Annotated in this window: 22 protein-coding genes; 13 read left to right on the top strand and 9 right to left on the bottom strand. The window is 50.7% G+C overall.

From position 1 onward, the window contains the following. The first annotated feature begins 141 nt into the window (after positions 1 to 141). Genes KZ483_RS28185 through KZ483_RS28175 form a run of 3 tightly spaced genes read left to right on the top strand, consistent with a single transcriptional unit; the run spans position 142 to position 978 of the window. A complete protein-coding gene (locus tag KZ483_RS28185; protein WP_258881475.1) occupies positions 142 to 573 on the top strand; it encodes a thioredoxin family protein in 432 nt (143 codons plus the stop codon). Continuing rightward, entirely contained in the window at positions 566 to 841 is a 276-nt protein-coding gene (locus KZ483_RS28180) for a GNAT family N-acetyltransferase (protein ID WP_220350779.1), read from the top strand. The genes KZ483_RS28185 and KZ483_RS28180 overlap by 8 nt, the downstream gene beginning before the upstream one ends. Then, complete coding sequence (locus KZ483_RS28175) at positions 841 to 978, top strand: hypothetical protein (protein ID WP_220350778.1); 138 nt, start codon at positions 841 to 843, stop codon at positions 976 to 978. The genes KZ483_RS28180 and KZ483_RS28175 overlap by 1 nt, the downstream gene beginning before the upstream one ends. A gap of 144 nt (positions 979 to 1,122) precedes the next feature. On the opposite strand, the gene KZ483_RS28170 is transcribed toward KZ483_RS28175, so the two are convergent. Continuing rightward, entirely contained in the window at positions 1,123 to 2,877 is a 1,755-nt protein-coding gene (locus KZ483_RS28170) for a methyl-accepting chemotaxis protein (RefSeq protein ID WP_220350777.1), read from the bottom strand. A 189-nt stretch (positions 2,878 to 3,066) separates the two neighbouring features. Here KZ483_RS28170 and KZ483_RS28165 point away from each other — a divergent pair, with 189 nt between their 5' ends. Next, the gene (locus KZ483_RS28165; protein ID WP_220350776.1) at positions 3,067 to 4,296 is read left to right on the top strand and encodes an RNA polymerase sigma factor; all 1,230 of its coding nucleotides are present in this window, start codon (positions 3,067 to 3,069) and stop codon (positions 4,294 to 4,296) included. A gap of 50 nt (positions 4,297 to 4,346) precedes the next feature. Then, a complete protein-coding gene (locus KZ483_RS28850; RefSeq protein ID WP_258881474.1) occupies positions 4,347 to 4,538 on the top strand; it encodes a hypothetical protein in 192 nt (63 codons plus the stop codon). 63 nt (positions 4,539 to 4,601) lie between these two features. Here the strand turns inward: KZ483_RS28850 and KZ483_RS28845 are convergent, their stop codons facing one another. Then, the gene (locus KZ483_RS28845; RefSeq protein WP_258881473.1) at positions 4,602 to 4,808 is read right to left on the bottom strand and encodes an ABC transporter permease subunit; all 207 of its coding nucleotides are present in this window, start codon (positions 4,806 to 4,808) and stop codon (positions 4,602 to 4,604) included. Positions 4,809 to 5,241: 433 nt separating this feature from the next. On the opposite strand from KZ483_RS28845, the gene KZ483_RS28155 reads away from it, so the two are divergent. Continuing rightward, positions 5,242 to 6,138 (top strand): copper amine oxidase N-terminal domain-containing protein, encoded by an 897-nt coding sequence (locus KZ483_RS28155; RefSeq protein WP_220350775.1) that lies wholly within the window; start codon positions 5,242 to 5,244, stop codon positions 6,136 to 6,138. A gap of 392 nt (positions 6,139 to 6,530) precedes the next feature. Here KZ483_RS28155 and KZ483_RS28150 read toward each other — a convergent pair whose 3' ends face one another. Beyond that, positions 6,531 to 7,478, bottom strand: a complete 948-nt coding sequence (locus tag KZ483_RS28150) for an ATP-dependent DNA ligase (RefSeq protein ID WP_220350774.1) — start codon at positions 7,476 to 7,478, stop codon at positions 6,531 to 6,533. Positions 7,479 to 7,566: 88 nt separating this feature from the next. Here KZ483_RS28150 and ligD point away from each other — a divergent pair, with 88 nt between their 5' ends. Then, entirely contained in the window at positions 7,567 to 8,475 is a 909-nt protein-coding gene (ligD, locus tag KZ483_RS28145; RefSeq protein ID WP_258881472.1) for a non-homologous end-joining DNA ligase, read from the top strand. Between the two features lie 64 nt (positions 8,476 to 8,539). Here ligD and murF read toward each other — a convergent pair whose 3' ends face one another. Then, positions 8,540 to 9,652 carry a UDP-N-acetylmuramoyl-tripeptide--D-alanyl-D-alanine ligase gene (gene murF / locus KZ483_RS28140; protein ID WP_220350773.1) on the bottom strand — a complete coding sequence of 371 codons (1,113 nt, stop codon included), beginning with the start codon at positions 9,650 to 9,652 and terminating at the stop codon, positions 8,540 to 8,542. A gap of 168 nt (positions 9,653 to 9,820) precedes the next feature. Here murF and KZ483_RS28135 point away from each other — a divergent pair, with 168 nt between their 5' ends. Both KZ483_RS28135 and KZ483_RS28130 read left to right on the top strand, forming a co-directional pair. After that, positions 9,821 to 10,966: an aminotransferase class I/II-fold pyridoxal phosphate-dependent enzyme gene (locus KZ483_RS28135; RefSeq protein WP_220350772.1), complete on the top strand. Its 1,146-nt coding sequence runs from the start codon at positions 9,821 to 9,823 to the stop codon at positions 10,964 to 10,966. Continuing rightward, a complete protein-coding gene (locus KZ483_RS28130; RefSeq protein WP_220350771.1) occupies positions 10,963 to 11,919 on the top strand; it encodes a 2-hydroxyacid dehydrogenase in 957 nt (318 codons plus the stop codon). The genes KZ483_RS28135 and KZ483_RS28130 overlap by 4 nt, the downstream gene beginning before the upstream one ends. Before the next feature lie 33 nt (positions 11,920 to 11,952). On the opposite strand, the gene KZ483_RS28125 is transcribed toward KZ483_RS28130, so the two are convergent. The 3 genes from KZ483_RS28125 to KZ483_RS28115 all read right to left on the bottom strand — a co-directional run bounded on the left by KZ483_RS28125 (position 11,953) and on the right by KZ483_RS28115 (position 13,515). Then, positions 11,953 to 12,159: a hypothetical protein gene (locus tag KZ483_RS28125; protein WP_220350770.1), complete on the bottom strand. Its 207-nt coding sequence runs from the start codon at positions 12,157 to 12,159 to the stop codon at positions 11,953 to 11,955. A 272-nt stretch (positions 12,160 to 12,431) separates the two neighbouring features. Continuing rightward, positions 12,432 to 12,860: a hypothetical protein gene (locus tag KZ483_RS28120; protein WP_220350769.1), complete on the bottom strand. Its 429-nt coding sequence runs from the start codon at positions 12,858 to 12,860 to the stop codon at positions 12,432 to 12,434. A 133-nt stretch (positions 12,861 to 12,993) separates the two neighbouring features. After that, on the bottom strand, positions 12,994 to 13,515 hold the full coding sequence (locus KZ483_RS28115; RefSeq protein ID WP_220350768.1) for a MerR family transcriptional regulator: 522 nt from the start codon (positions 13,513 to 13,515) through the stop codon (positions 12,994 to 12,996). 223 nt (positions 13,516 to 13,738) lie between these two features. Between KZ483_RS28115 and KZ483_RS28110 the strand changes: the two genes are divergently transcribed. Next, positions 13,739 to 13,897, top strand: coding sequence for a hypothetical protein (locus KZ483_RS28110; protein ID WP_220350767.1), 159 nt, complete (start codon positions 13,739 to 13,741; stop codon positions 13,895 to 13,897). A 305-nt stretch (positions 13,898 to 14,202) separates the two neighbouring features. Here the strand turns inward: KZ483_RS28110 and KZ483_RS28105 are convergent, their stop codons facing one another. Next, the gene (locus tag KZ483_RS28105; protein ID WP_220350766.1) at positions 14,203 to 15,240 is read right to left on the bottom strand and encodes a CapA family protein; all 1,038 of its coding nucleotides are present in this window, start codon (positions 15,238 to 15,240) and stop codon (positions 14,203 to 14,205) included. Between the two features lie 64 nt (positions 15,241 to 15,304). Here KZ483_RS28105 and KZ483_RS28100 point away from each other — a divergent pair, with 64 nt between their 5' ends. Continuing rightward, a complete protein-coding gene (locus tag KZ483_RS28100) occupies positions 15,305 to 15,466 on the top strand; it encodes a hypothetical protein (RefSeq protein ID WP_220350765.1) in 162 nt (53 codons plus the stop codon). 27 nt (positions 15,467 to 15,493) lie between these two features. Here KZ483_RS28100 and KZ483_RS28095 read toward each other — a convergent pair whose 3' ends face one another. After that, positions 15,494 to 16,435 carry an SPL family radical SAM protein gene (locus KZ483_RS28095; RefSeq protein ID WP_220350764.1) on the bottom strand — a complete coding sequence of 314 codons (942 nt, stop codon included), beginning with the start codon at positions 16,433 to 16,435 and terminating at the stop codon, positions 15,494 to 15,496. A 207-nt stretch (positions 16,436 to 16,642) separates the two neighbouring features. Here KZ483_RS28095 and KZ483_RS28090 point away from each other — a divergent pair, with 207 nt between their 5' ends. Both KZ483_RS28090 and KZ483_RS28085 read left to right on the top strand, forming a co-directional pair. Next, positions 16,643 to 17,899 carry a hypothetical protein gene (locus KZ483_RS28090; RefSeq protein WP_220350763.1) on the top strand — a complete coding sequence of 419 codons (1,257 nt, stop codon included), beginning with the start codon at positions 16,643 to 16,645 and terminating at the stop codon, positions 17,897 to 17,899. 4 nt (positions 17,900 to 17,903) lie between these two features. Beyond that, complete coding sequence (locus KZ483_RS28085; RefSeq protein WP_220350762.1) at positions 17,904 to 20,129, top strand: glycosyltransferase family 39 protein; 2,226 nt, start codon at positions 17,904 to 17,906, stop codon at positions 20,127 to 20,129. Positions 20,130 to 20,133 lie beyond the last annotated feature (4 nt).

Here is a 20,133-nt window from a genome sequence, read left to right as displayed (position 1 = left end):
GGGAATACAAACAACCCGCCGGGGCTTATGGCCCCGGCGGGTTGTTTATTTAAGAACTGGTAGAGGAGGCGGCGACCGCCATGCCGGTCTAATTCTTCCTACTACCTTCAGTTTAGTAATTGCTTATGTATATAAACGTTTATGGTAAACTTAGATATATACCGAAAAGAGAGCGGATTAAATCTGCTGCCTGTCTCGCTGAATACGAAAGGAACAAGTCAGATGGCCATAGAAGAGCTACAGGAGGAAGAGCTCCTTAAACGACTGCGTAAGAAAGGCGGTAACGAAGCGGTATTGTTTCACACCGTTTTCTGCGGTACATGCCAGTTGACGGAGAGAATGCTCGAAATTGTTCAGGCTGCCGGAGTTGGCGTTCCCATTCACAAAATAAATATCAACTACGCCCCGGTACTGCGGGATGCCTGGCGAATATCGAGCGTACCGTGCCTAGTTCTGATTACGGACGGCCAGCCGGTCCATGTTGAATACACGATGCGCTCGGTTGATCACTTGTACGCCCTTATAAAGAGTCTGGAGCCGGAAATCGATGAGGAGGTAACCAATAATGGGTGAAACGGTGAAGGAAGGAAACGGCTTTATTACGTGGGAGGACGGTGTAGCAGTCGCCGAAATCACTTTCGTGACCAGCGGGGAGGATACGCTGATTATCGATCATACCTTCGTTTTGGAGGCGATGCGCGGACGAAAACTGGCCGAGGACCTGGTTCAGCGGGTGGTGGAATATGCCAGGGAAACGAATAAGAAGATCGTACCGGCGTGTTCGTATGCGCACGCGCTGTTCAGACGGCGCAAGGAATACCACGATATTTGGGAGAGATAATGTTTTTTCGCAGTTCGGACGCCTTCGGGCGTCTTTTTTTCTTCCCCCGGCCAGAATATAGGGTGGGCACAGGCTGGCTGCTTGGCATCATGAAGGGGGAGGCCGTCGTGACGCCCGGGTTCGACAATGGGAAATAGTAATTACCGATGCCAAGGAGCGAGAGAGTATTTAGGTTTTTCGCCTGAAGCGTTTGAACGTATGCTGAATGATTATCTGCATGTGTCAGGGGAAGGCGAAACCCCGACCGTATGAGGTCGGGGTTTGTGTTTTTCATCACCCGGTTAAACTTTAAACCTTCTAATGAGAGACTGCAGTTCTTCCGACATTTCGGCGAGAGCTGCCGCGGAGGCGGTAATCTCCTCCATCGATGCCAATTGTTCCTCCACGGCGGTCGATACTTGCTGCGTTCCGGATGATGTCGTTTCCGCGATATCCCAAATAATATCGGTTGAATGGACCACTTGAGCCGTACTGGCGGACATTTGCTCGGAGGCGGCCGAAACCTCCTGAATCTGATTCGTCACGTTGTTTACGGACTGCTGAATACGTTCAAATGTACTTCCGGCAACTATTACCGCATGGATACCTTCTTCAACTTCTTGCTGTCCGGCTTCCATTAACCTTGCAGTGTGGATCGTCTCGTCTTGAATGGCCGCGATCAATTGCGCAATCTGCCCGGAGGACATCCTGGATTGTTCCGCCAGCTTACGCACTTCACTCGCCACTACGGCGAAACCACTTCCATGCTCTCCCGCTCTTGCCGCTTCAATCGAGGCATTCAAAGCGAGGAGATTGGTCTGAGTCGCAATCCCTGCAATTACCTCTACGATTTTGCCGATTTCCAGCGAACGTTCACCGAGCCCTTTCACCGCTTGGGCCAAGCCGCCTACGGTGCTGTTAATGGAATTCATCTGGTCAACGGTCTTCCGGATCGTCAGATTCCCCTCCGAAGCTATTGCAGCTGCCAGAACCGCAGCGGATGTAACGCTCTCAGCATTGGCGGCAATATGGTGAATGCCGGCAGACAGCTCGTTAATCGCATGCACATTCTCTTCTACACTGCGCGACTGTTTCTCCGTCCCGGCGGCGACCTTCTCCATTGTCAGAGCAATCTGCTCGGTTGCGCCTCTGATTTGCTCGGAGCCGGCTGTCAATTCCTCTGAGGAAGCGGCCACCTGCTGCGCACTTACCCCCACCTCGCTAATCAAGCTGCGAAGACTTCTCTTCATTTCATTAAAAGAACCCGCGAGCTCCCCGATTTCATCCCGGTTTCCGACCTGGATCTCATCTGCTGTCAAATCCCCCGAGGCGATCCGCCGGGCTGCTCCGGCCATTATTACCATTGGTCCAGCGATCAACCGCGTTAGAATAAAGGCAATCACGATCCCAACGGCTAGAGCGAATAAGCTCCAAATGATGCCGTCACGTCTGCCTGATTCATACAGCTGTACGGAAGTATCTGTCGCTTCTGCAGACTTCTGCGCCAAATAATTTATGCTCTTGGTGAGGCTGTCGAGGGCATTGTTAAGAGGTGTCTTCATTTCGCCGATGATTGTCTGGGCGGTTGTTAAGTCAATGGCCTTACCGGCTTTCATCAGCGGGGCGAGCATATCTAACGATTCCTTCCCGCTGGTGACAAAATTTTGATAGAGATTCCGTTCCTCGTCAGTAGAGATAAGAGCCTCATAAGCTTGCTGATTTTTATGTAACTCGTCCATAGCGGTATTGATTCGGGTCTCGAGCCCTGCCGCCTCCGAAGTGTCCTTCACGAGGACTAGCCCTAGTGCAAGCCGCTGTATATCCAGAAAATTCGCTTCTATACTGCCGAGAAGCTTTACGCCCGGCATAAATGTGTTATTAATAACCTTGGCCTGTTCCCCCATCACGGTCATTTTTGCTATCGAGATCGATCCGACTGCACCCATGAGTATAAAAATGGCCAAAAATCCGAACGACAGCTTTCTTCCAATCGTAAATCGCATCAGCAGCACCCCGTCATATGTATGTATTTTCTCTCTGTCGACAACAATCGACACTACGTAGTGTAAATCCGGGTCCTGAAAATGATCTGAATTCTATCTGAAAATTGGCTGAAAATGCTTCCATTTCTACATAAAAGATTACTGCCGGCAATCCTTTCACTGAAACAAATTTTCTGCCTGCATGTGGCTTTTTACTTCCCTGCGGTGTCTAATTGTATGTAAGGTCAACAGGAGGTTCTTACAATGTCTGGAGCTCACGACGAAAGCCCTGTTTATCCGGATAAACAGGGAAGCAGCAATCATTTTGAAGTTATCTATAATCAATACCGCGATAGAATCCGCAAATATCTCTCGCTGAAAGTAAATCCTATGGCGGTGGATGATCTAACGCAAAAGGTCTTCTTAAAGGTGATGGAAAACATTCATACTTTCAAAGAGAATGCCAGTTTATTCACTTGGATTTTCAAAATTGCCCAGAATACAGTCAAAAACGAATTTCGAAGCTTATCACGAAAAAAAGAAACCCCCTGTGATGATTTTACAAGCTACGAATCGCAGTCTGTTTCCGTGGATTTTGCCAAGTATGTTGAAATTCGTATTGATATAGGTTCGGCATTGAAGAAACTGAATGAGCTGGACCAACAGATTATTTCATTGCGTTATTTTGTTGACTGTACATTATCGGAAATTTCCGAGATCGTTGGAATGCGGGAGAGTGCGGTAAAGAACAGGTTATACCGGTCGCTTGAGAAACTCAGAAGAGAATTAAAAGAATGGGGTGACATTGCCATAATGTCTATTCAAGATATGATATCAATTGTAAGCAAAAGTGAAACGAACGACACGAACGACAGTTCGAAGAAGGTTCACCATGATTTATTTAATGAGCTTAAGGACAATGTTGAAACAATCTCGTCCAAATTTAATCACCATCCATCTACAAAAATTGTCATTGAAATTTACCCGGACCTTCCGACTTTCCATCAAGCTGTCGGGGAAGCAGATGCGCCTAACTGGTTCATGGGAACTTTCAAGGAAAATAAATTAAAGATCGTTTCTCCTTTGAATCCGGGACCGGAGCATACGTATCAATCCATTCTTAAATCGACAGTTCACTTGTTTGCGATGTGGTTAATTACGGACATTAACCCCCTTGCACCCAAATGGCTGCGTCAGGGCATTGGAGGTTATGAAGCGAAGCAAATGACCAAGGAATACATTAAAAGCTCGACTGCAGATGAAATCACCAATGGTGCTGTCCCGACTTTTGAACAATTAAATAACGATACTTGGGATTTCGGGCCAATGAAAGGCTTTCAATTTTCGTATTTGATCGTAGAATTCATTGTTGATAAGTATGGATTAGGAGCGTTAAATAAATTAATTAGAAATCCTGGCGATTTCAATGGAATCTTTGGGCGCTCCGAGTCCGCGCTGCATGAGCAGTGGACCCTGCATCTAAGAAACCATTAACAGTATTTTTTGCCGCATGAAGCCCGGTTGATGAACCGGGCTTTTTTTTGTTGGCTTTGATAAAAGTTTTTTTGTTTGTCCTGGCCGAATTATCCTTTGACCGCACCGGCGGTCAGGCCTTTCATGAACGTGCGGGAGCCCAGGATAAAGACGATCAGCACCGGCACGGTCGTCATTGCGAGAGCCGCCATCCGAGCGGCATAATCGGTCCGGTGCACCATGCCGAGGTTGGAGATAAATAACGGCAAAGTGAACCAATCGGCCTTGTTGATCGTGACAAGAGGCAGCAGGTAGTTGTTCCACGACTAGAGAAACACGAGCGTAGCCAGGGTCGCAAGTCCCGGCTTGATGATCGGCATAACGATCCGGAGCAGAATGCCCGGCTCCGAGCAGCCGTCGATGCGGGCGCATTCGATCAGATCGGCGGGAACGGAATCCCGCATGAATTGAATCATGAAGAAGGCGCCGAACGGAAACGCCGAGCTCTTGCACGGGAACTGAGATCCGGCCAATATGCCGCCGCGCTTTCATTGGTTGGGTGGCGGTACTTACGATCTGATATCCGAGCTCCTCCCAAGGGACCAGCCGGCGGATATGTTCGATTGCGAGAATTTCATCATCCACAATCATGACGCGGATCGGCTTCAATGCACTCATCTCCTGGCGCGATCATTCCTTCCGAACCGTATGAATTCGGCGGAAGATCGCTCAAATTCGGGTGTCTGACCGGGCTGTTTCCTCTAAGATTACGCCGAGTCGCGTGATTTTGACAAGGAATTCCTGCCCGGGCAATCATCGTAAGAAGTAAGACTCCCTGCAAAGATGATTAACGGATTAGCTGCTGGAAAGAATATAGAACTCTCGGGCAAAAAGCGCAACTTTATTGCAACCTAATACGTCTACTGGAGAAGGTGGAGGAAAATTTTTACTAAAGGAGAATGAAAATTGAAGAAAATTATTGTAGCCTTAATTACAGTACTTAGCTTGATTTTAATGAGTTATCCTCATATTTCCCATGCAGCGCCAAAAGGATATGAAGAAAGACCTGTCGAGCTCAATGTAAATGGGAAATTCATATCCACGGATGTACACCCGATCATGGATAATAATCGCTTGTTTATTCCCATTAGATCCTTAGCATCTATGGGGATTCATTACAGTTGGAATGCTACTACCAAGGTGACTACTCTAAAAAACAAGAACGGGGAATACTTGAAGATAACGGTAGGTAGTACGACCGCTTATAAAGCCGATCAACCGCTAAAAATGGATCAAGCCGCTATAAGTAAAGGTGGGCGTGTGCTCGTCCCTATCCGGTTTGTATCGGAGGCACTGGGCTATCATGTTAATTACGAAGCGATACGCAAGATCGTCTTTGTGAACTCGGATGATTATGAATTCGACATGAATATGATAACACAAGACGATCTTCTTTCTGCACGCAGAGCAGCAATTTCCTTGCCCATCACGACAGATTTTAAACTGCTTGGTTTACAAGGTACTTATCACGAATATTCCTTTCCTGTTGGCCGGGCAGATGCGTACTTTTTATTGGACGGTCGTCATTGTACATTTGTAGAAATAAAAGAAGGAAAAGCAATAGCAATCGGCCAATATGACGATACTGATCGCTCGCGTACAGCTGGTAAAGTTCCTCCAAATATGGTTTACGACACCGATCCTATCATGAAGCCGTACAATAAAGGTAGCGTTCTCTTTATGGAAAATCGAGACGGTACAGCTAAGGCAGCTTACAATGACGAAAACGGCAAAAGGGTAGAATTGAAAACCAAAATAAATGTATATTCCGATATCATTCAGCCACTTCCCGATTACCAATAAAAATTTTTTTGCTATTGAGAAAGAAGGCAGATCCATGTTGTTTTGGATCTACCTTCTTTATTTCTTTTAGGTTAATTAAACTTGCTTGAGCGAAGCAATCAAGCTTCCGTTAAGCTCCCGCAGCAAGGATCGAGGAAATTGGCCGGTTCGCGGCCGAGTTGTCGCGCATTCCGGGAACGGTTCAGGTCGACTCCCTTGATTTACGTTCGCAGCCTACGGCACGGGCGAAGTCGTTTTTCTGAAAATGCTCGGCGTCGGGATGACATTGGCCGTGCTGGTTGACGCAACCTTGATCAGATCTGTACTGGTCCCTGCTTTTATGAAGCTCGCCGGCGGAGCAAATTGGCGGGCGCCGTGCAAATTGCGTGTCTTTTACCGCTCGCACTGTTAGATTAAATCCACGGAAGCTTGCACTCCTGAGGCGGAATGCTAATCAGGGATTGGATGGAAGGCTGCCTCAGCGAGCGGCCTTCCCGCCATCTCCATTCGCTGTACTGAACTTTTACGGTGTATGTAGGAGTCACCCAGTAGGCGTCTTTGTGGCGCTCGGGCTGTTTGATGAAAGGGCGTTCACTTACAGCAATAGGCTTAAGCAGATCGGTGAGATTGCGCCATTCCGCTCTCGTCAGCTTACCGGTTCCGGTATGGCCGATATACCAGAGTCTCCCCTCATTGTCATACTGTCCGAGCAGGACGGCATTGACTATGCCTCCGTTTAAAGTAAATCCGCCGATAACAGCAGTTACATCGCCGTAATTTTTGACCTTTCGCCACCGCGCGTCTTTCCCGCCCTCCACATATGTACTGCGCAAATCCTTGCAAACGATACCCTCCATGTCCTGCTGCCGCATGACCTGAAACAGCGACCCGCCGTTATCATGACCACTCACTAACTGAATGCTCCCGCTGGGTGCAACGATGCTGTGCAGCAGCTCCAGCCTCTCGGATAGAGGCCTGCCGGTTACGCTTTGTCCGTTCAGATAGAGGATATCGAAGATCATATAGGTGATGGGGACGGCCGTTTGCACCGTCTTCACTCTCTCCAGACGCTGCAGCAGGTCGCGGCGCATCACCTCGTGAAAGGAAGGCTTCCCATCCTCCGCGAAAGCGATCACCTCGCCGTCAAGGATAACAGACTCGGCCTTGCAGTAAGAACGGACGTCTAACAGCTCGGGATAGTGGTGAGTTCTCTCCCGCTCTTTGCGGTTGAACAGCCGTGTTCCCGCCCTGTCGTGGTAAGTCAGAATCCGTGTGCCGTCCCATTTGATTTCATATCTCCAATAGTCCTCCTGCGGTACCGCGTCACTCACAACGGGTTCGAACGGAATGACAGTCTCCAAGCGGGTCACCTCTGCATTTCATAGTTGATACATAGTTTACACCTGCAGGTTCAAAATAATAACAAAATTGGCAAGAAGGAGCGGGCCCGTGACGGATACTATCCTGACGATAGACGGCAAGGACATTCTGATCACCCATGCGGAGAGGGTGTTATGGCCTCAGCCGGGCATTACCAAGCTTCAATATATCACCTATCTGGCCTCGGTTGCGCCGCGTCTGCTTGCATACACGAAGGACCGGATGCTTATGATCTGGCGTTATCCAGGCGGTATCACAGGGCGGCGTATTGAAGAGCGGTCCATACACGGCCAGGCTCCGGAATGGGTGCCCCGGGTCATGTACAGCGGAAAGGAACGAATACTGCTCAATGACCCGGCTACGCTTGTATATGTGGCCAATCTCGGGGGCTGCGAGCTTCATGTGCCGTTTGACATGCACTACAGAAAGGACTATCCGACAGAGCTTGTCTTTGACCTGGACCCGCCGGACGGCGAGAGCTTCGGCCTCGTGCTGGAGGTTGCGCTGAAGCTCAGAGAAGTGCTGAATTCGTTATCCTTGTACAGCTTCCCGAAGACCTCGGGCGCAACAGGGATGCAGATATTCGTACCGATCGAGCCGAGATACACATTTGAACAGACCAGGCGGATTAACCGGTTCATAGCCGAATACATGCTTGGCCAAATGCCGGATCAAATTACGCTGGAGCGAGTCACCCTTCGGCGGGGCAACAAATTATATTTCGATTATTTGCAGCTATGGCGCGGCCGGACGATGGCTGCACCTTATTCGGTGCGCGCCCAGCCGCTCGCTACGGTATCGACGCCGCTCATGTGGATGGAGGCGGAGCGGGGCGTAACTCCCGCCGATTTCACAATCGGGACTGTTCCGGAGCGCCTTCGGAAAATAAAGGATCCCTTTCTCCCGGTATTACAAGGGCCGGATCGGCTAAATCAAAATTTGGACGAGGTTCTCGCCTTTGTTGAAACTCACCGGTGATGCGTCAATTCCCAAGGTAGGGGTCTTTCATTTGAAATCAGTGGCACCTCGTCTTTATCAGGGGTCATTGCGACTTGGTTTTCCCGGAGAAATGCCGCTTCAGATACTTGACCGTCCGCTCCAGCTTTAACAGATGAGTGCCTTTGACAAGTATGGCGGTATCCGGACGGACCGCTGAAGACAAGGCTTTATGAAGTCCCGGCCTGGTTGAGAAGCTGCGGATGCGCCCCGCCGGAAATCCGGCATCCTTTGCGCCTGCTGCGATGTGCTTCGCGAGCGCCCCTATCGTATACAAGCGGGTGATTTCCTTCTTTGCGGCATATTTTCCGACTTCCAGGTGGCTTTTCCGCGCACGCTTGCCTAGATCCTTCATATATCCGATGACTGCGACCTTATGCTTATTGGGAACCGCGGCCAAGACGTCCAGAGCGGCTTTTGTCGCATCGGGATTTGAGCTGAACGTGTCGTCGATTAATGTGATGCCTCCCGGAAGCTCCGTTCTGACCAGTCTTCTGTACGGTATCGGATAACGGGCCAATCCTTCTTTGATTTCACTTGCGGAGAAGCCCGCACGGTGCGTAACGGCGATCGCATTCAGGGCGTTATATACATTATGGATCCCCAGGCATGGAATGAAGAACTCCGTATCCTCCTCTTTCTCGTCCAGCTTTACTCGAAACGATATGCCTTTCTCCGATGGCTGCACATCCTCCGCCTTGTAATCCGCGGCGCTGCGGATGCCGATTTTGATAACCGTTCCCTTAAACCCCTTGGTCGATATCAAACGGGAGCCCCTGTCATCCGCATTCAGAACAATGGTGCCCGCCGGGTCCATATACCGGATGAGCTCCGATTTGGCGCGGGCTATGCCTTCCACCCGGTTTCCCACATTGCCGATATGCGCCGTTCCCACGTTCGTAATAATGCCGATCGTCGGTTTTATAAGGCTGCAGTGCTTTCGAATTTGACCCTTGCGCAGCATGCCGAACTCCAGGACGACAGCTTGATGGCTGCCTTTGATTAGCCGGGCATTCTTACGGGTTGCCGAAGGTGTGTTCCAATTTGAACGGGATTTGAAAATATTCCATTGTCTCCGCAGAACGGAGGCAATCATCTCTTTCGTTGTTGTTTTTCCGGCACTGCCCGTCACTGCGATTATAGGCCTGCTCTCAGACATAACGATTCCACCTTTATTAAACGGTATATGCGTTAGTCTATGTTCGGAGGCTGCGAATCGAGTGGGCGGCGTTTTCATGGAAAATAGGCTTATGACGAGGTCATCGCACGGTATTGGCCCATATAGTGTATGGAAACGATTTACAGATATTAGGGGAGGAGGAGGCTATTGAAGTCCTTAGAGCGGTTGCCTAACCTTACAAGATATGAATCGATCGGCATTAATCAGCTGTTTAATGTTGCAGATGGCCACGCCCATCAACCGCAAACAACGACGCAGCAGCAAATAATCCGGAAACTGCCTGAACTGTTCGATTACACCGAACTCTCGAAGCAATCCGACCTTGAAGAGGAGTTCCGCTATCTTTTCTATTCGCTCGCCGGACAGTATTCCGCCGTTCGTCTCAGTCGGACCCTGTTCTGCTATTCCGCTTCATTATCGACAGATTTGATCGCGACCTTCCTGGCTTCAAGGGATCTATCTGTCACTTTACTGCATCCTTGTTTCGATAATCTCGCGACAATTCTGCAGAGAAGACGTGTGAAGCTGATGCCTGTTCATGAAGAGGATCTCAGACTTGAGCGGCTTGAGGACACCTTCGCAGGTCTAACCACGGATGCTGTATTCGTAACGCTGCCCAATAATCCGACAGGGTTTGAAATGTCACGGGATGAGTGGGAACGGCTTGTTTACCTTTGTAAAAAGCATGAAAAAATATTGATCGTGGATTGCACCTTCCGATTCTTCTCCAGAAATCCGTCATGGGATCAATATGAGCTTCTGGAAAATTCGAAAGTCTCCTATTTAATGGTAGAGGATACGGGAAAAACGTGGCCGACCCAGGATCTAAAATGCAGCATCCTTGCAATGAGCGAGGATTTGGCTGAGGATGTGCTTGAGCTTCACAACGACATTCTGCTCAACGTATCGCCTTTCATCCTTAAGCTTCTGATCGAGTATTTGAAAGATACCAAGCGGGAGGGACTGGAGACCGCCATCTGGGATCCGATCGACCGGAATCGCATAAAACTGCGGGAAACCATCCATTCCTCGTCGGGGCTGCTCGTTAATAATCCGGATTCGACCATCAGCGTTGAGTGGCTCAGAATTCAAAGCGGAAATATCCGCAGTGTGGATCTGGTTGACCGTCTTCACGGCGTCGGACTTGGAGTACTGCCCGGCGACCATTTTTATTGGGGTGCCAAGGAACAGGGAGAGCGCTTTATCCGCATCGCCCTCGCCCGCAACCCGCAGATGTTTGCGCAAGCCTGCACGCTTTTAAAGTCGGCGCTCCCCAGGATCCATCAGGCATGAGAATCGTCTACCTGGATGAACCAACCTACTTGCCGGATTATTTCGTGCGGGAGATGGAAGAGCTCGGAGAGTTCGAGGTTTATGAAGATCGGCCGGATGAAGCAACCGCGCTCCGGCGTTTATCAGAGGCTGACATAGCCATTGTGGAATGGACGCCGCTGCGCGCCGGCGTTTTGCGCCGTGTTCAAAGGTTGAAATACATCAGCCTTGTCATGACGGGATATGATTTAATCGATATCGAGGCGGCCGGAGCGGCCGGTATTGCGGTGTCGAACTGCCCCGAATATTCCGCCCAGTCGGTGGCCGAGCATGTATTTGCCCTGTTAATGGCGGTAAACCGGCGCATTATCAGGGCGGATACCCTTGTCAGAGAAGGGCAAAGCCATGTTTACGGCCCTTTTCTGGCGGCTGAATTGTCCGGACGCACGATGGGAATTGTCGGAACCGGCCGTATCGGGAGGGCTGTCGCGCGCATCGCCCAAGGCTTCGGGATGAAAGTAATCGGCACGAACCGTTCCGGTCAAACAGTCCCGGGAATTGAAACGAAGGATATTGATGCCGTAGTGAGGGAAAGCGATGTCCTCTCACTGCACGTGCCGGCCAATAAATCGACGAAAGGGCTGCTGACGGCCGAACTTCTGGCTAGCATGAAGCCGGGGGCTTTATTGATTAACACCAGCCGGGGCAATCTGATCGATGAGGAAGCGTTATATACAATACTGCGGGAGAGGAGAATTGCGGGAGCGGGACTCGACGACCTGATTCAGGTTAGCCACAACCCGTTATATACGCTTGATAATGTTGTATTTACACCGGGAACGGCGTGGTATACCGATACTGCGCGAGAGGCCAATATTTCCGAATTGATTCATAACATTAAAGGCTGTGTTCGCGGGGATTTTCAGAATATCGTAAATGCGCGCTTTCTTACTCCGCACCGGCGGAATGCTTGATGTAATAGCACATGGCAAAGCTAGCCCGGGGTTTCAACGGCCGGGCAGCTTTGTTTTCTTGTAGTGCCTCATCGCCATCTTGAATAGAAGCAGCAGGAAGGCTAGGCTATAGAAGTAGACTGTGAAAGAATACATTAGATTCCAGCCTTTGTAAGTATAAACACCTGCCATAACGGATATCCACTCCAAACCGACACCAAACAATGAGAAGCCCACGAGATAAAGATCGGAATACCCCATTTGCAGGGCTGGTTACACTTGAATCAATCCCCTTTGCCGGGCGGCTTCCCGATGAACCGGAGGCACCTATGCTGAACCGCTTGCTCTTCAGAATCTCCCCATTACTTTTAATGACAATTAGGGTGACTGCAATCACTGGTCATATGACTTCGCCGGTCATTATGATGGAACAGTAAGCAACTCCCTCGGTGTCAGCCTGGAAGATTTATTACGAGAACGGTTAAAATGTTTGCAGAGGTGTAAACGGGCTGCCGGGGGGCAGCCTGTTTTTTTCAGTTCATATTCTTATGACCGTAAGCGCTCTTCGTGATGATTTCCATCAGTTCCGATTTCTGTGCCTGATATTGATGGAATGAAAGGCTTCCATTGGCCAGGCGTGTATTTAATTGCTCCGTCAATTGGGCAATCTGCAGATCGATTACGCTCTGAACATCCATATGGTTAGCTGAGGCGATTTCGGCAAGCGATTTGCCGCTGTACAGGGCATCATATATTTCTTCATCGGACGATACCCCGAGCACCTCGATTAAATCGTCATTCATGACTACGTTCACGGTTGGGGCCGGCGGTTCCGGTTCTTTGATATCATAAGCGCCGTATTCTTCAAGCGGGCTTGCGTTCGCATCGTCAGACCACAGCCCAGTGCCCATAGTAAGAGCGAATACCATCGAGCCGATAATAATAATGCGTTTCGGATTCATGGGTATTTCCTCATTTCAGTGTGTTATGAATCTTATTGTAGTTGATAGACCTTAAAATGAGATGAAAGATCGTTTAAAGTTTGGTGAATAAGTTTCATAGTGAAGAAGCTCGCCGTAAGTCATCGGGATTTGATTACAGAAATTGGAATAAAGAGCGAAATAGACTTCGTTTCTTATTGTGAACCTGGCGCATGGCCGAATTATGAATCTCTTCCTGCGGGGCGGTATGTTTGGCGGCCTGTCCCTGCATACTCTCGACTGAGGCGGCCAGCTGTTCGACGACAAGCCGAAGCTCTTCCAGCTCTTTACGATGCTGAAGAATCTGCATCGAAACGACCTCGTCGGCTTTCTGCGCAAGCGAGCGTTCAATCTGCCGGATGCGGGAGATCATTTCTTCCGTATCCTCGTCCCCGTCCGTATCATTCTTCGCAGATTCGGCGGGAATTTCGGAGGGGAGCGTAATCTGATCGATACTGTCCCCAAGTTCAACTCTGCTCTTGATATAATGCAGCCGGCTTATATCCTGTTCAGTGAATATGTAGTGCCCAAAGCGATCCTTCTGAAAGGTATGCGAGAAATTGAAGACCCAGCGTTTAATGGTTGTTTGGCTTACTCCAAGCGCCTCGGCGGCATCCCTCGTTTTCAAAGCACTCATTTCGATCACTCCGTTCGGAATTTTATGTTAAGGTTATTCGCGATTCTCTTTCCCACTCCCTGCCTGGGTGACAAAGGTAGTGTCCATTCGATAAACAAAGTGGTTTTTTTACGAGAATTCACGTATTTCTACGCTTCTGTCAGTGAGTATAGATATTGCACTTTCGGCAAAAAGTCAGTGAAGCCATAAGAAGTATAAGGCGGATAGAGGGAGGGAACGAGATATGGCCAGCAGCAGACAGCACCAGGAAGCGCATGGAATAGGGCAGATTGAAAAGCAGCTTGAGCAACAGGCGGCGGCAGCTGTGACAATTCAAGGAGAGAGCGAGCTGGATCAAGACGTTGAAGCAGCAAGCAGAAACCGGGATTCCGAAGCTCGATGAAATCATCGAGCCTTAGGACTCACCAAGAGCATAAGCCGCCTTCGTTTGGCGGCTTTTTTGTATGTTTTTCCTTGTCGTTATATGGATAAGATAATGCTGTGTATGTCGTCAAAGTATAAGGAGCTTGTTGATGGTTTTGTCTATTGTTCTGTCAACTCAATCTGCTTTTATTGATATTTACCGGGGTCTCGGCATTTAAGCTTCATTGGTTTGAACGTATATTTATTTGGATAGTCGTCACCTTTATCCACCAAATGTTTTATTACGTCGTCACTATGAATCTTCAGCTATGGTCCACGCATGGATCAGGAGCGGCCGTCGGATAGAAACGGTCTCGTTCGCTTCCATATTTTAATCATCAGCTGTCGGTCGGATGCGGTTTGGCCGGGTTCGGGCCTCAGCATCGCTGCGCGAATCGGCAGAATCCGGTACTTTATCCCGTTCGCCGTCTTGAGCCGGGTGGACCAAGTCGGGACGAAAGCGGCATCCGTCACGTTAACGGTTCCATCCGTTTCTTTCCTTATCGTCAGCTGGACTATCACGCCGCAGTTGGTAGCTGGATTGCGGTACAGCCGGGTCGATATAAAATTACCGAGCGAGTAGATGGCAAAACTGCCGCCTTTGGTAAGGAAGGCCGGTTGAATGACGTGCGGATGATTGCCCAAGATAACATGAGCGCCGCTATCCAGCAGCAAATTAACGAGCTGTCGTGATTTGGGCAGAGGAATATGGCGGCATTCCTTGCCGATATGAAGGCAGACGACGACGAGATCGACCTTGTCCGCCAGCCTCCGTATATGTTCGGCGATTTTCCCGTGATTATTCGGATCGATTATATTAACCATCCACGCCCTGCCATCAGGGAGAAGGATATTATTGGTTCCTTTCGAGTAGCTGACTACCCCGATTTTTATTCCTTTTACATCAAGTATGAGATGGTTATCCTCGCCTGGGTCGGACGAATACGTACCGGTATGAGCCAGCTCGTGCTCATCCAGTACTTTCAGGGTCCTGACCAGCCCCTTCGCTCCCCGGTCCATGCAGTGATTGTTCGCGGTGGATAACACGTTGAAGCCTGTTTCCTTCAAAGCGGAAGCTAGTTCATCCGGACAGTTGAACATGGAGAAGCCTGTGCGCGCGTTTCCCTTCGTATAAGCCGCTTCCCTTCCGGCGAGCGGCGTCTCCAGGTTGCCGATTACCAGATCGGCTTGCCTCAAGAGCGGGGCAACGTTCTTGAATATGGATGTAAAAGCGTAGTTATTATCATTGGTTCTGGCCGATTTCAGGAGGGGGCCTATCATCAAGATGTCTCCGACGGCTGCCAGCTTGATTTCCGTTGCCATAGTAAGGTATCTCCTCCAGCGTGACAAAGGTATTATCCCATCGTATGTCTGGAGTGGGCGCCGAGTGCATCAACATAGTGAGATTATGCACGATCCTGCCGGCCTATCTGCCGCCCAATTCAGCTCGACCAATACCGGAGCACCGCGTAAGGGTGCTCTTTTTGTGCTGCGGCAAACGAAGGGACCGAGCCAAGTGCGGAGGAGCAGCCAGGCGAATGCTTCGTGAGGTGACAGCCGGTTCTTCTTAACTGAGCTAAAAAGAAAATTCAAGCTGCTCCGCATGGGCAGGCGGCTGGGATTCTCTCGGTTCAGCACGCCAGGTGGGCCTGGAGCTCAATTCATATCGTTCGAGGAGTCTGCTCACTTTTTCCATCAGGTGATCCGAATATGCGCGGCTCGCGTAAGCGCCTGAATAAAGATTGTTGTAAGCCGGGAGCAAATGGGGGAAGTGAGTCTCGAGCGTCCGCAAATACCATGCCTTCACATCCGGGGTAAGGCGCAGCAGGCCGGCATACGCGAACGAAGCCCCGCGGTTCTTGATGGCGGCAACCACCAGCTCCAAATCTTTGCCGGCATCGGTTAGGCAGGGGAGTATCGGAGCTATGATAGCCCCTGCACTGATTCCATGCCGCGTAAGACCTTCAACGGCCTCGAGCCGTTTGGCCGGAAGAGGAGAACCGGGCTCGAGCTTCCGTGTTATGTCGGCGCGAAGCGTGCCGATGCTGATGTTTACGGTAAGGTAGTTCATTCCGGCCAGAATATCCCGGTCCCGAAGGATCAGCGGCGACCGAGTCGTAATGCTGGTCATTATGCGGTATTTTGCAAGGACCTTAAGGCATTCTCTCGTAATCCTCGCTTTTCCTTCGACCGGCTGATAAGGGTCAGTGGCGGTGCCGAGCGCAACCCACCCGATATGTCTTGCGGCTGCATCCAGATCGCCGCTGTATTTTTTTGCGTTCTTGGACAGCTGGGCTTCCAGAGCTTCGGCCGCATTTTCCTTCACAATAATCCGGTTTTGAAATTCGTCCTCGGCATCTCTTCCGAGAAAGCTTTGAAATGCCCGGGCATAACAGAAGCTGCAGCCGTGAGTGCAGCCGCGATATGGATTGATCGACCAGTCGAACGGCATTGATTTGGCGGTGACCCGGTTAAGGGTCTGTTTGGTTGTCGCCGGCTCGAACGTTTGTTTTGCCATTCAAACACTCCCTTCCATGTAACGGGAACTGATGTTCTCTTTCTACCAGTATAACACAAAGAAGGATGGGAACTGTTAGGAGGCTAATGGCAATTAAAGAGGGCAGCCACGAAAAAAACGGAACGGCGGCTTCACGCGATTTTCACATGGCTTTGCCATACTGGTTGTGTGCTTATCAAAATTCGTTCCTTGAAAGGAGGCGAACTTATGGAAATAGCGGGTAAAACGGATAGATCTGCATTTATCATGTATGTGGTCATGCTTCTTGCGGCCGCATGGATTGTGCGGCTCATAGTCGCCTCTTCGTTTACAGGGTTTTGGTCCGACCAGATGCTGTTCGTGCGTTGGATGGAGGCGGTTCAGCAGAACGGTCTGAGCGGCGCTTATGCAAGTAACGGAAGCATCAATTACCCGCCGTTGTTCCTGCTGCTGCTTGGTGCTTACGGAGATATTGCGAATGTATTCGGCATTTCGCCTCAGGCAGGCGCGCTCTCTTTCAAATTTATTCTGCTTCTTATCGATTTCGCCGCTATACTGGCTGCCGTCAAACTGACGGCAAGCATCAAGAGCATGAATTGGCGAGCTTTAATTCTTCTGCTCTTTGCCCTTAACCCGGCGCTTATAACCGACAGCGCCGCCTGGGGGCAGGTCGATATGCTGCACAGCATGCTTATGGTTATCGCGGTGCTGCAGCTGGCCCGCCGTCCGTGGCTGAGCGGCTTGCTCTTCGCGGTGGCGCTTCTCACCAAGTTTCAGGCGGTGACGGTGCTGCCGGTTATCGGTGTATGGCTGCTGGTGACGCTGGTCCGGGAGCGCAGGGTGAAGCCTTTTCTGTACTGGGCGCTCGGCTTTATTGCACCCTGGCTGGTAACCGCCGCGTATTTCGAGGCAGCCGGCAGCTTGGGCAGAATGATCAGTCAAGCTTACACTAGTGCCGTCGGCTACTTTACGTCGGCCACCTTGAATGCGATGAACATATGGTTTTACCTCATCGGCGTCAACCCGAATACTAACGATACAGAATTCCTGCTTCCAGGATTGACGATGCGGAATTTTGGTTTATTGCTGCTGCTGGCGGCTGTTGTCTTTATATGCATTTATGTTTTCGTTTCCCGGGAAGCAAGCACCAGCGGTATTCTGCTCAAAGCCTCTGCAGCGGTCAGCTTTGCTTTCTTCATGCTTCCAACCGAGATTCATGAGAGGTACAGCATACCGGCGCTTGTATTCGCCATAATGGCCGCCATGACAGATAAGCGATGGATCGCTGCTGCGGGCGGATTGACCGTGACGGTATTTTTTAACCTTGTCATTGTATTGAACAACGACGTGCATCCCGCGACCGGGCTGTGGATCTCCATTGTGAACGTCATAATACTGGCCGGGATGTTATGGGAACTGCTGCGGGAAATGAGGATGGCCATTCAACATGAACCGATGGTTTCGGAAATGACAAGGAGTGGATGAACAAATGAATACAGCTAACACTGCAAAGCCGCGCCGCTCGGTCGATATTGCGCTTGTACTCACTATGCTTCTATCCGCATTTCTGAACATCTACAACATTTGGACAGATAAATACGTGAATGCTTACTACACATCCGCAGTGGCAAGCATGCTGCAAAGCTTTCACAATTTCTTCTTCGCTTCCTTCGACCCGGGAGGCTTCGTGACAATCGATAAGCCGCCGGTTGCATTCTGGATACAGACCTTATTCGCCTATGTGTTCGGTCTGCACGGGTGGAGCGTCATCCTGCCGCAGGCGCTTGGGGGTGTCGGTTCCGTACTGCTCATTTATTTGCTGGTCAAACCGACCTTCGGTATAACTGCGGCGCGGATTGGCGCACTGGCATATGCCTGCACGCCGATCGTCGCGGCCGTTAGCCGTACGAACAACATCGACAGCATGCTTGTGTTCACGCTGCTGATCGGAACATGGTTATTGTTCAGAGGAGTTAAGAGGAACAGCGTGTGGAGCGTCCTCGGAGCCTTTGCGATGATTGGGGTCGGATTCAATGTGAAAATGCTTGAAGCGTACATGGTACTGCCCGCATTCTATCTGTTTTATCTTATTGCCCCGCGGCTCGGCTGGAAGAAGAAAGCAAGCGTGCTTGCAGGCGCGACGGCGGTATTGATCGTCGTATCCCTATCGTGGGCGGTAATAGTCGATTCCATCCCGGCTGATAAGCGGCCGTATGTGGGGAGCAGCAAGACCAATTCCGAACTGGAGCTTGCGCTGGGATACAACGGAGTTTCCCGGTTGACCGGCAACAGAGGAGGCGGATTCGGAGGCGGTGCCGGGGGCTTTGAAGGAGACTTTAACCGGGGTAGAGGCTTGAGGGAAGACGGCGGCCGGAACCGGCAATACCAAAACCAGACGAGCCAGACGAGCCAGACGAACCAGACGAACCAGACGAACCAGACGAGCCAGACGAACCAGACGAACCAGACGAACCAGACGAACCAGACGAGCCAGACGAACCAGACGAACCAGACGAACCAGACGAACCAGACGAACCGGCAAAACCAGCCGAACACAGGCATCGTTCAACCCGCGCCGGCACAGGGCGGCGGTAATTTTCCCGGGGGCATACCGACTTTCGGGAACGCTCAGGGTGAGCGGTTTAATTTCAGAGGCAATGGCGGATTTGGCGGAGGCTCGGGAGGCATGTTCGGCACAGGAGAGAAGGGACCGCTCCGATTGTTCCAAGCGGCGTTATCCGGTCAAGCCAGCTGGCTGATTCCTTTCGCTGCGTTCGGCTGCATCGGCTTGTTCGGCAGCCTTAGGAGAAGGAATTTCACACAGAAGCATAAAGAAGGCTTATTCTGGGCAGCTTGGTTACTGCCGGGAATGGCGTTTTTCAGTATAGCCGGCTTCTTCCACCAATATTATCTCATCATGCTCGCTCCAGCGGTTGCGGCACTTGCCGGGGCCGGCTGGAAGGAGCTTTGGCATTATTTTCACAACGGATCGGGTTGGCGCTCATGGCTGCTGCCGGCGGCTATTGCGGTGACAACCGCCTTTGAATGGTACATCGTACACCCTTACGACGATACAATCGGTGCGGGATGGTCAGTCGGGATTGCGGTAGCGTGTGTACTATCGATACTGATGTTGTTCGCATTCGCAGGGAAAGAGGGAAAGCTTGCACGCGCAGCCGGGATCACCGGATTCCTGGTCTTGTTGATCGGTCCGCTTTACTGGGCCGCCACGCCGATCACATACGGGCAGAGCAGCATGATGCCGGCCGCCGGACCGAGAGCTGCGGCCGAAGGCCGGGGCGGAGGCTTCGCACCCGGAGCGGATAGCCAAGGGATAGACCAGAAAACATACTCGTACTTAAAGAATCATAATACGGGTGAAAAAAACTTGTTCGCCACGACGAACTATAACACGGCGACCCCTTACATTATCGATAAAGGAGAAGCGGTTATCGCTATGGGCGGCTTCTCCGGCTCGGATCCCGTATTAACGCTGAAGCAGCTTGAAAGTTTGGTTACGTCCGGACAATTGAAATTTTTTATGATTTCCGGAGGCGGTTTCGGGGGAGGCCGGGGAGGCAATTCGGAGCTGACGGCATGGATTGAGTCGCACGGAACGGTCATACCGACGAGTGAGTGGCGGTCTGCCGGCAGCACCGGCGATTCCGGCGGATTTGGCAGAGGCGGCATGACACTGTATGAAGTGAACAAGTGACACC

Source organism: Paenibacillus sp. sptzw28, assembly GCF_019550795.1.
In the GTDB taxonomy this organism is placed as follows: Bacteria; Bacillota; Bacilli; order Paenibacillales; family Paenibacillaceae; genus Paenibacillus_Z.
The sequence above is the reverse complement of the archived record's forward strand: the minus strand, read 5'-3'. Positions and strand labels throughout refer to the sequence as shown.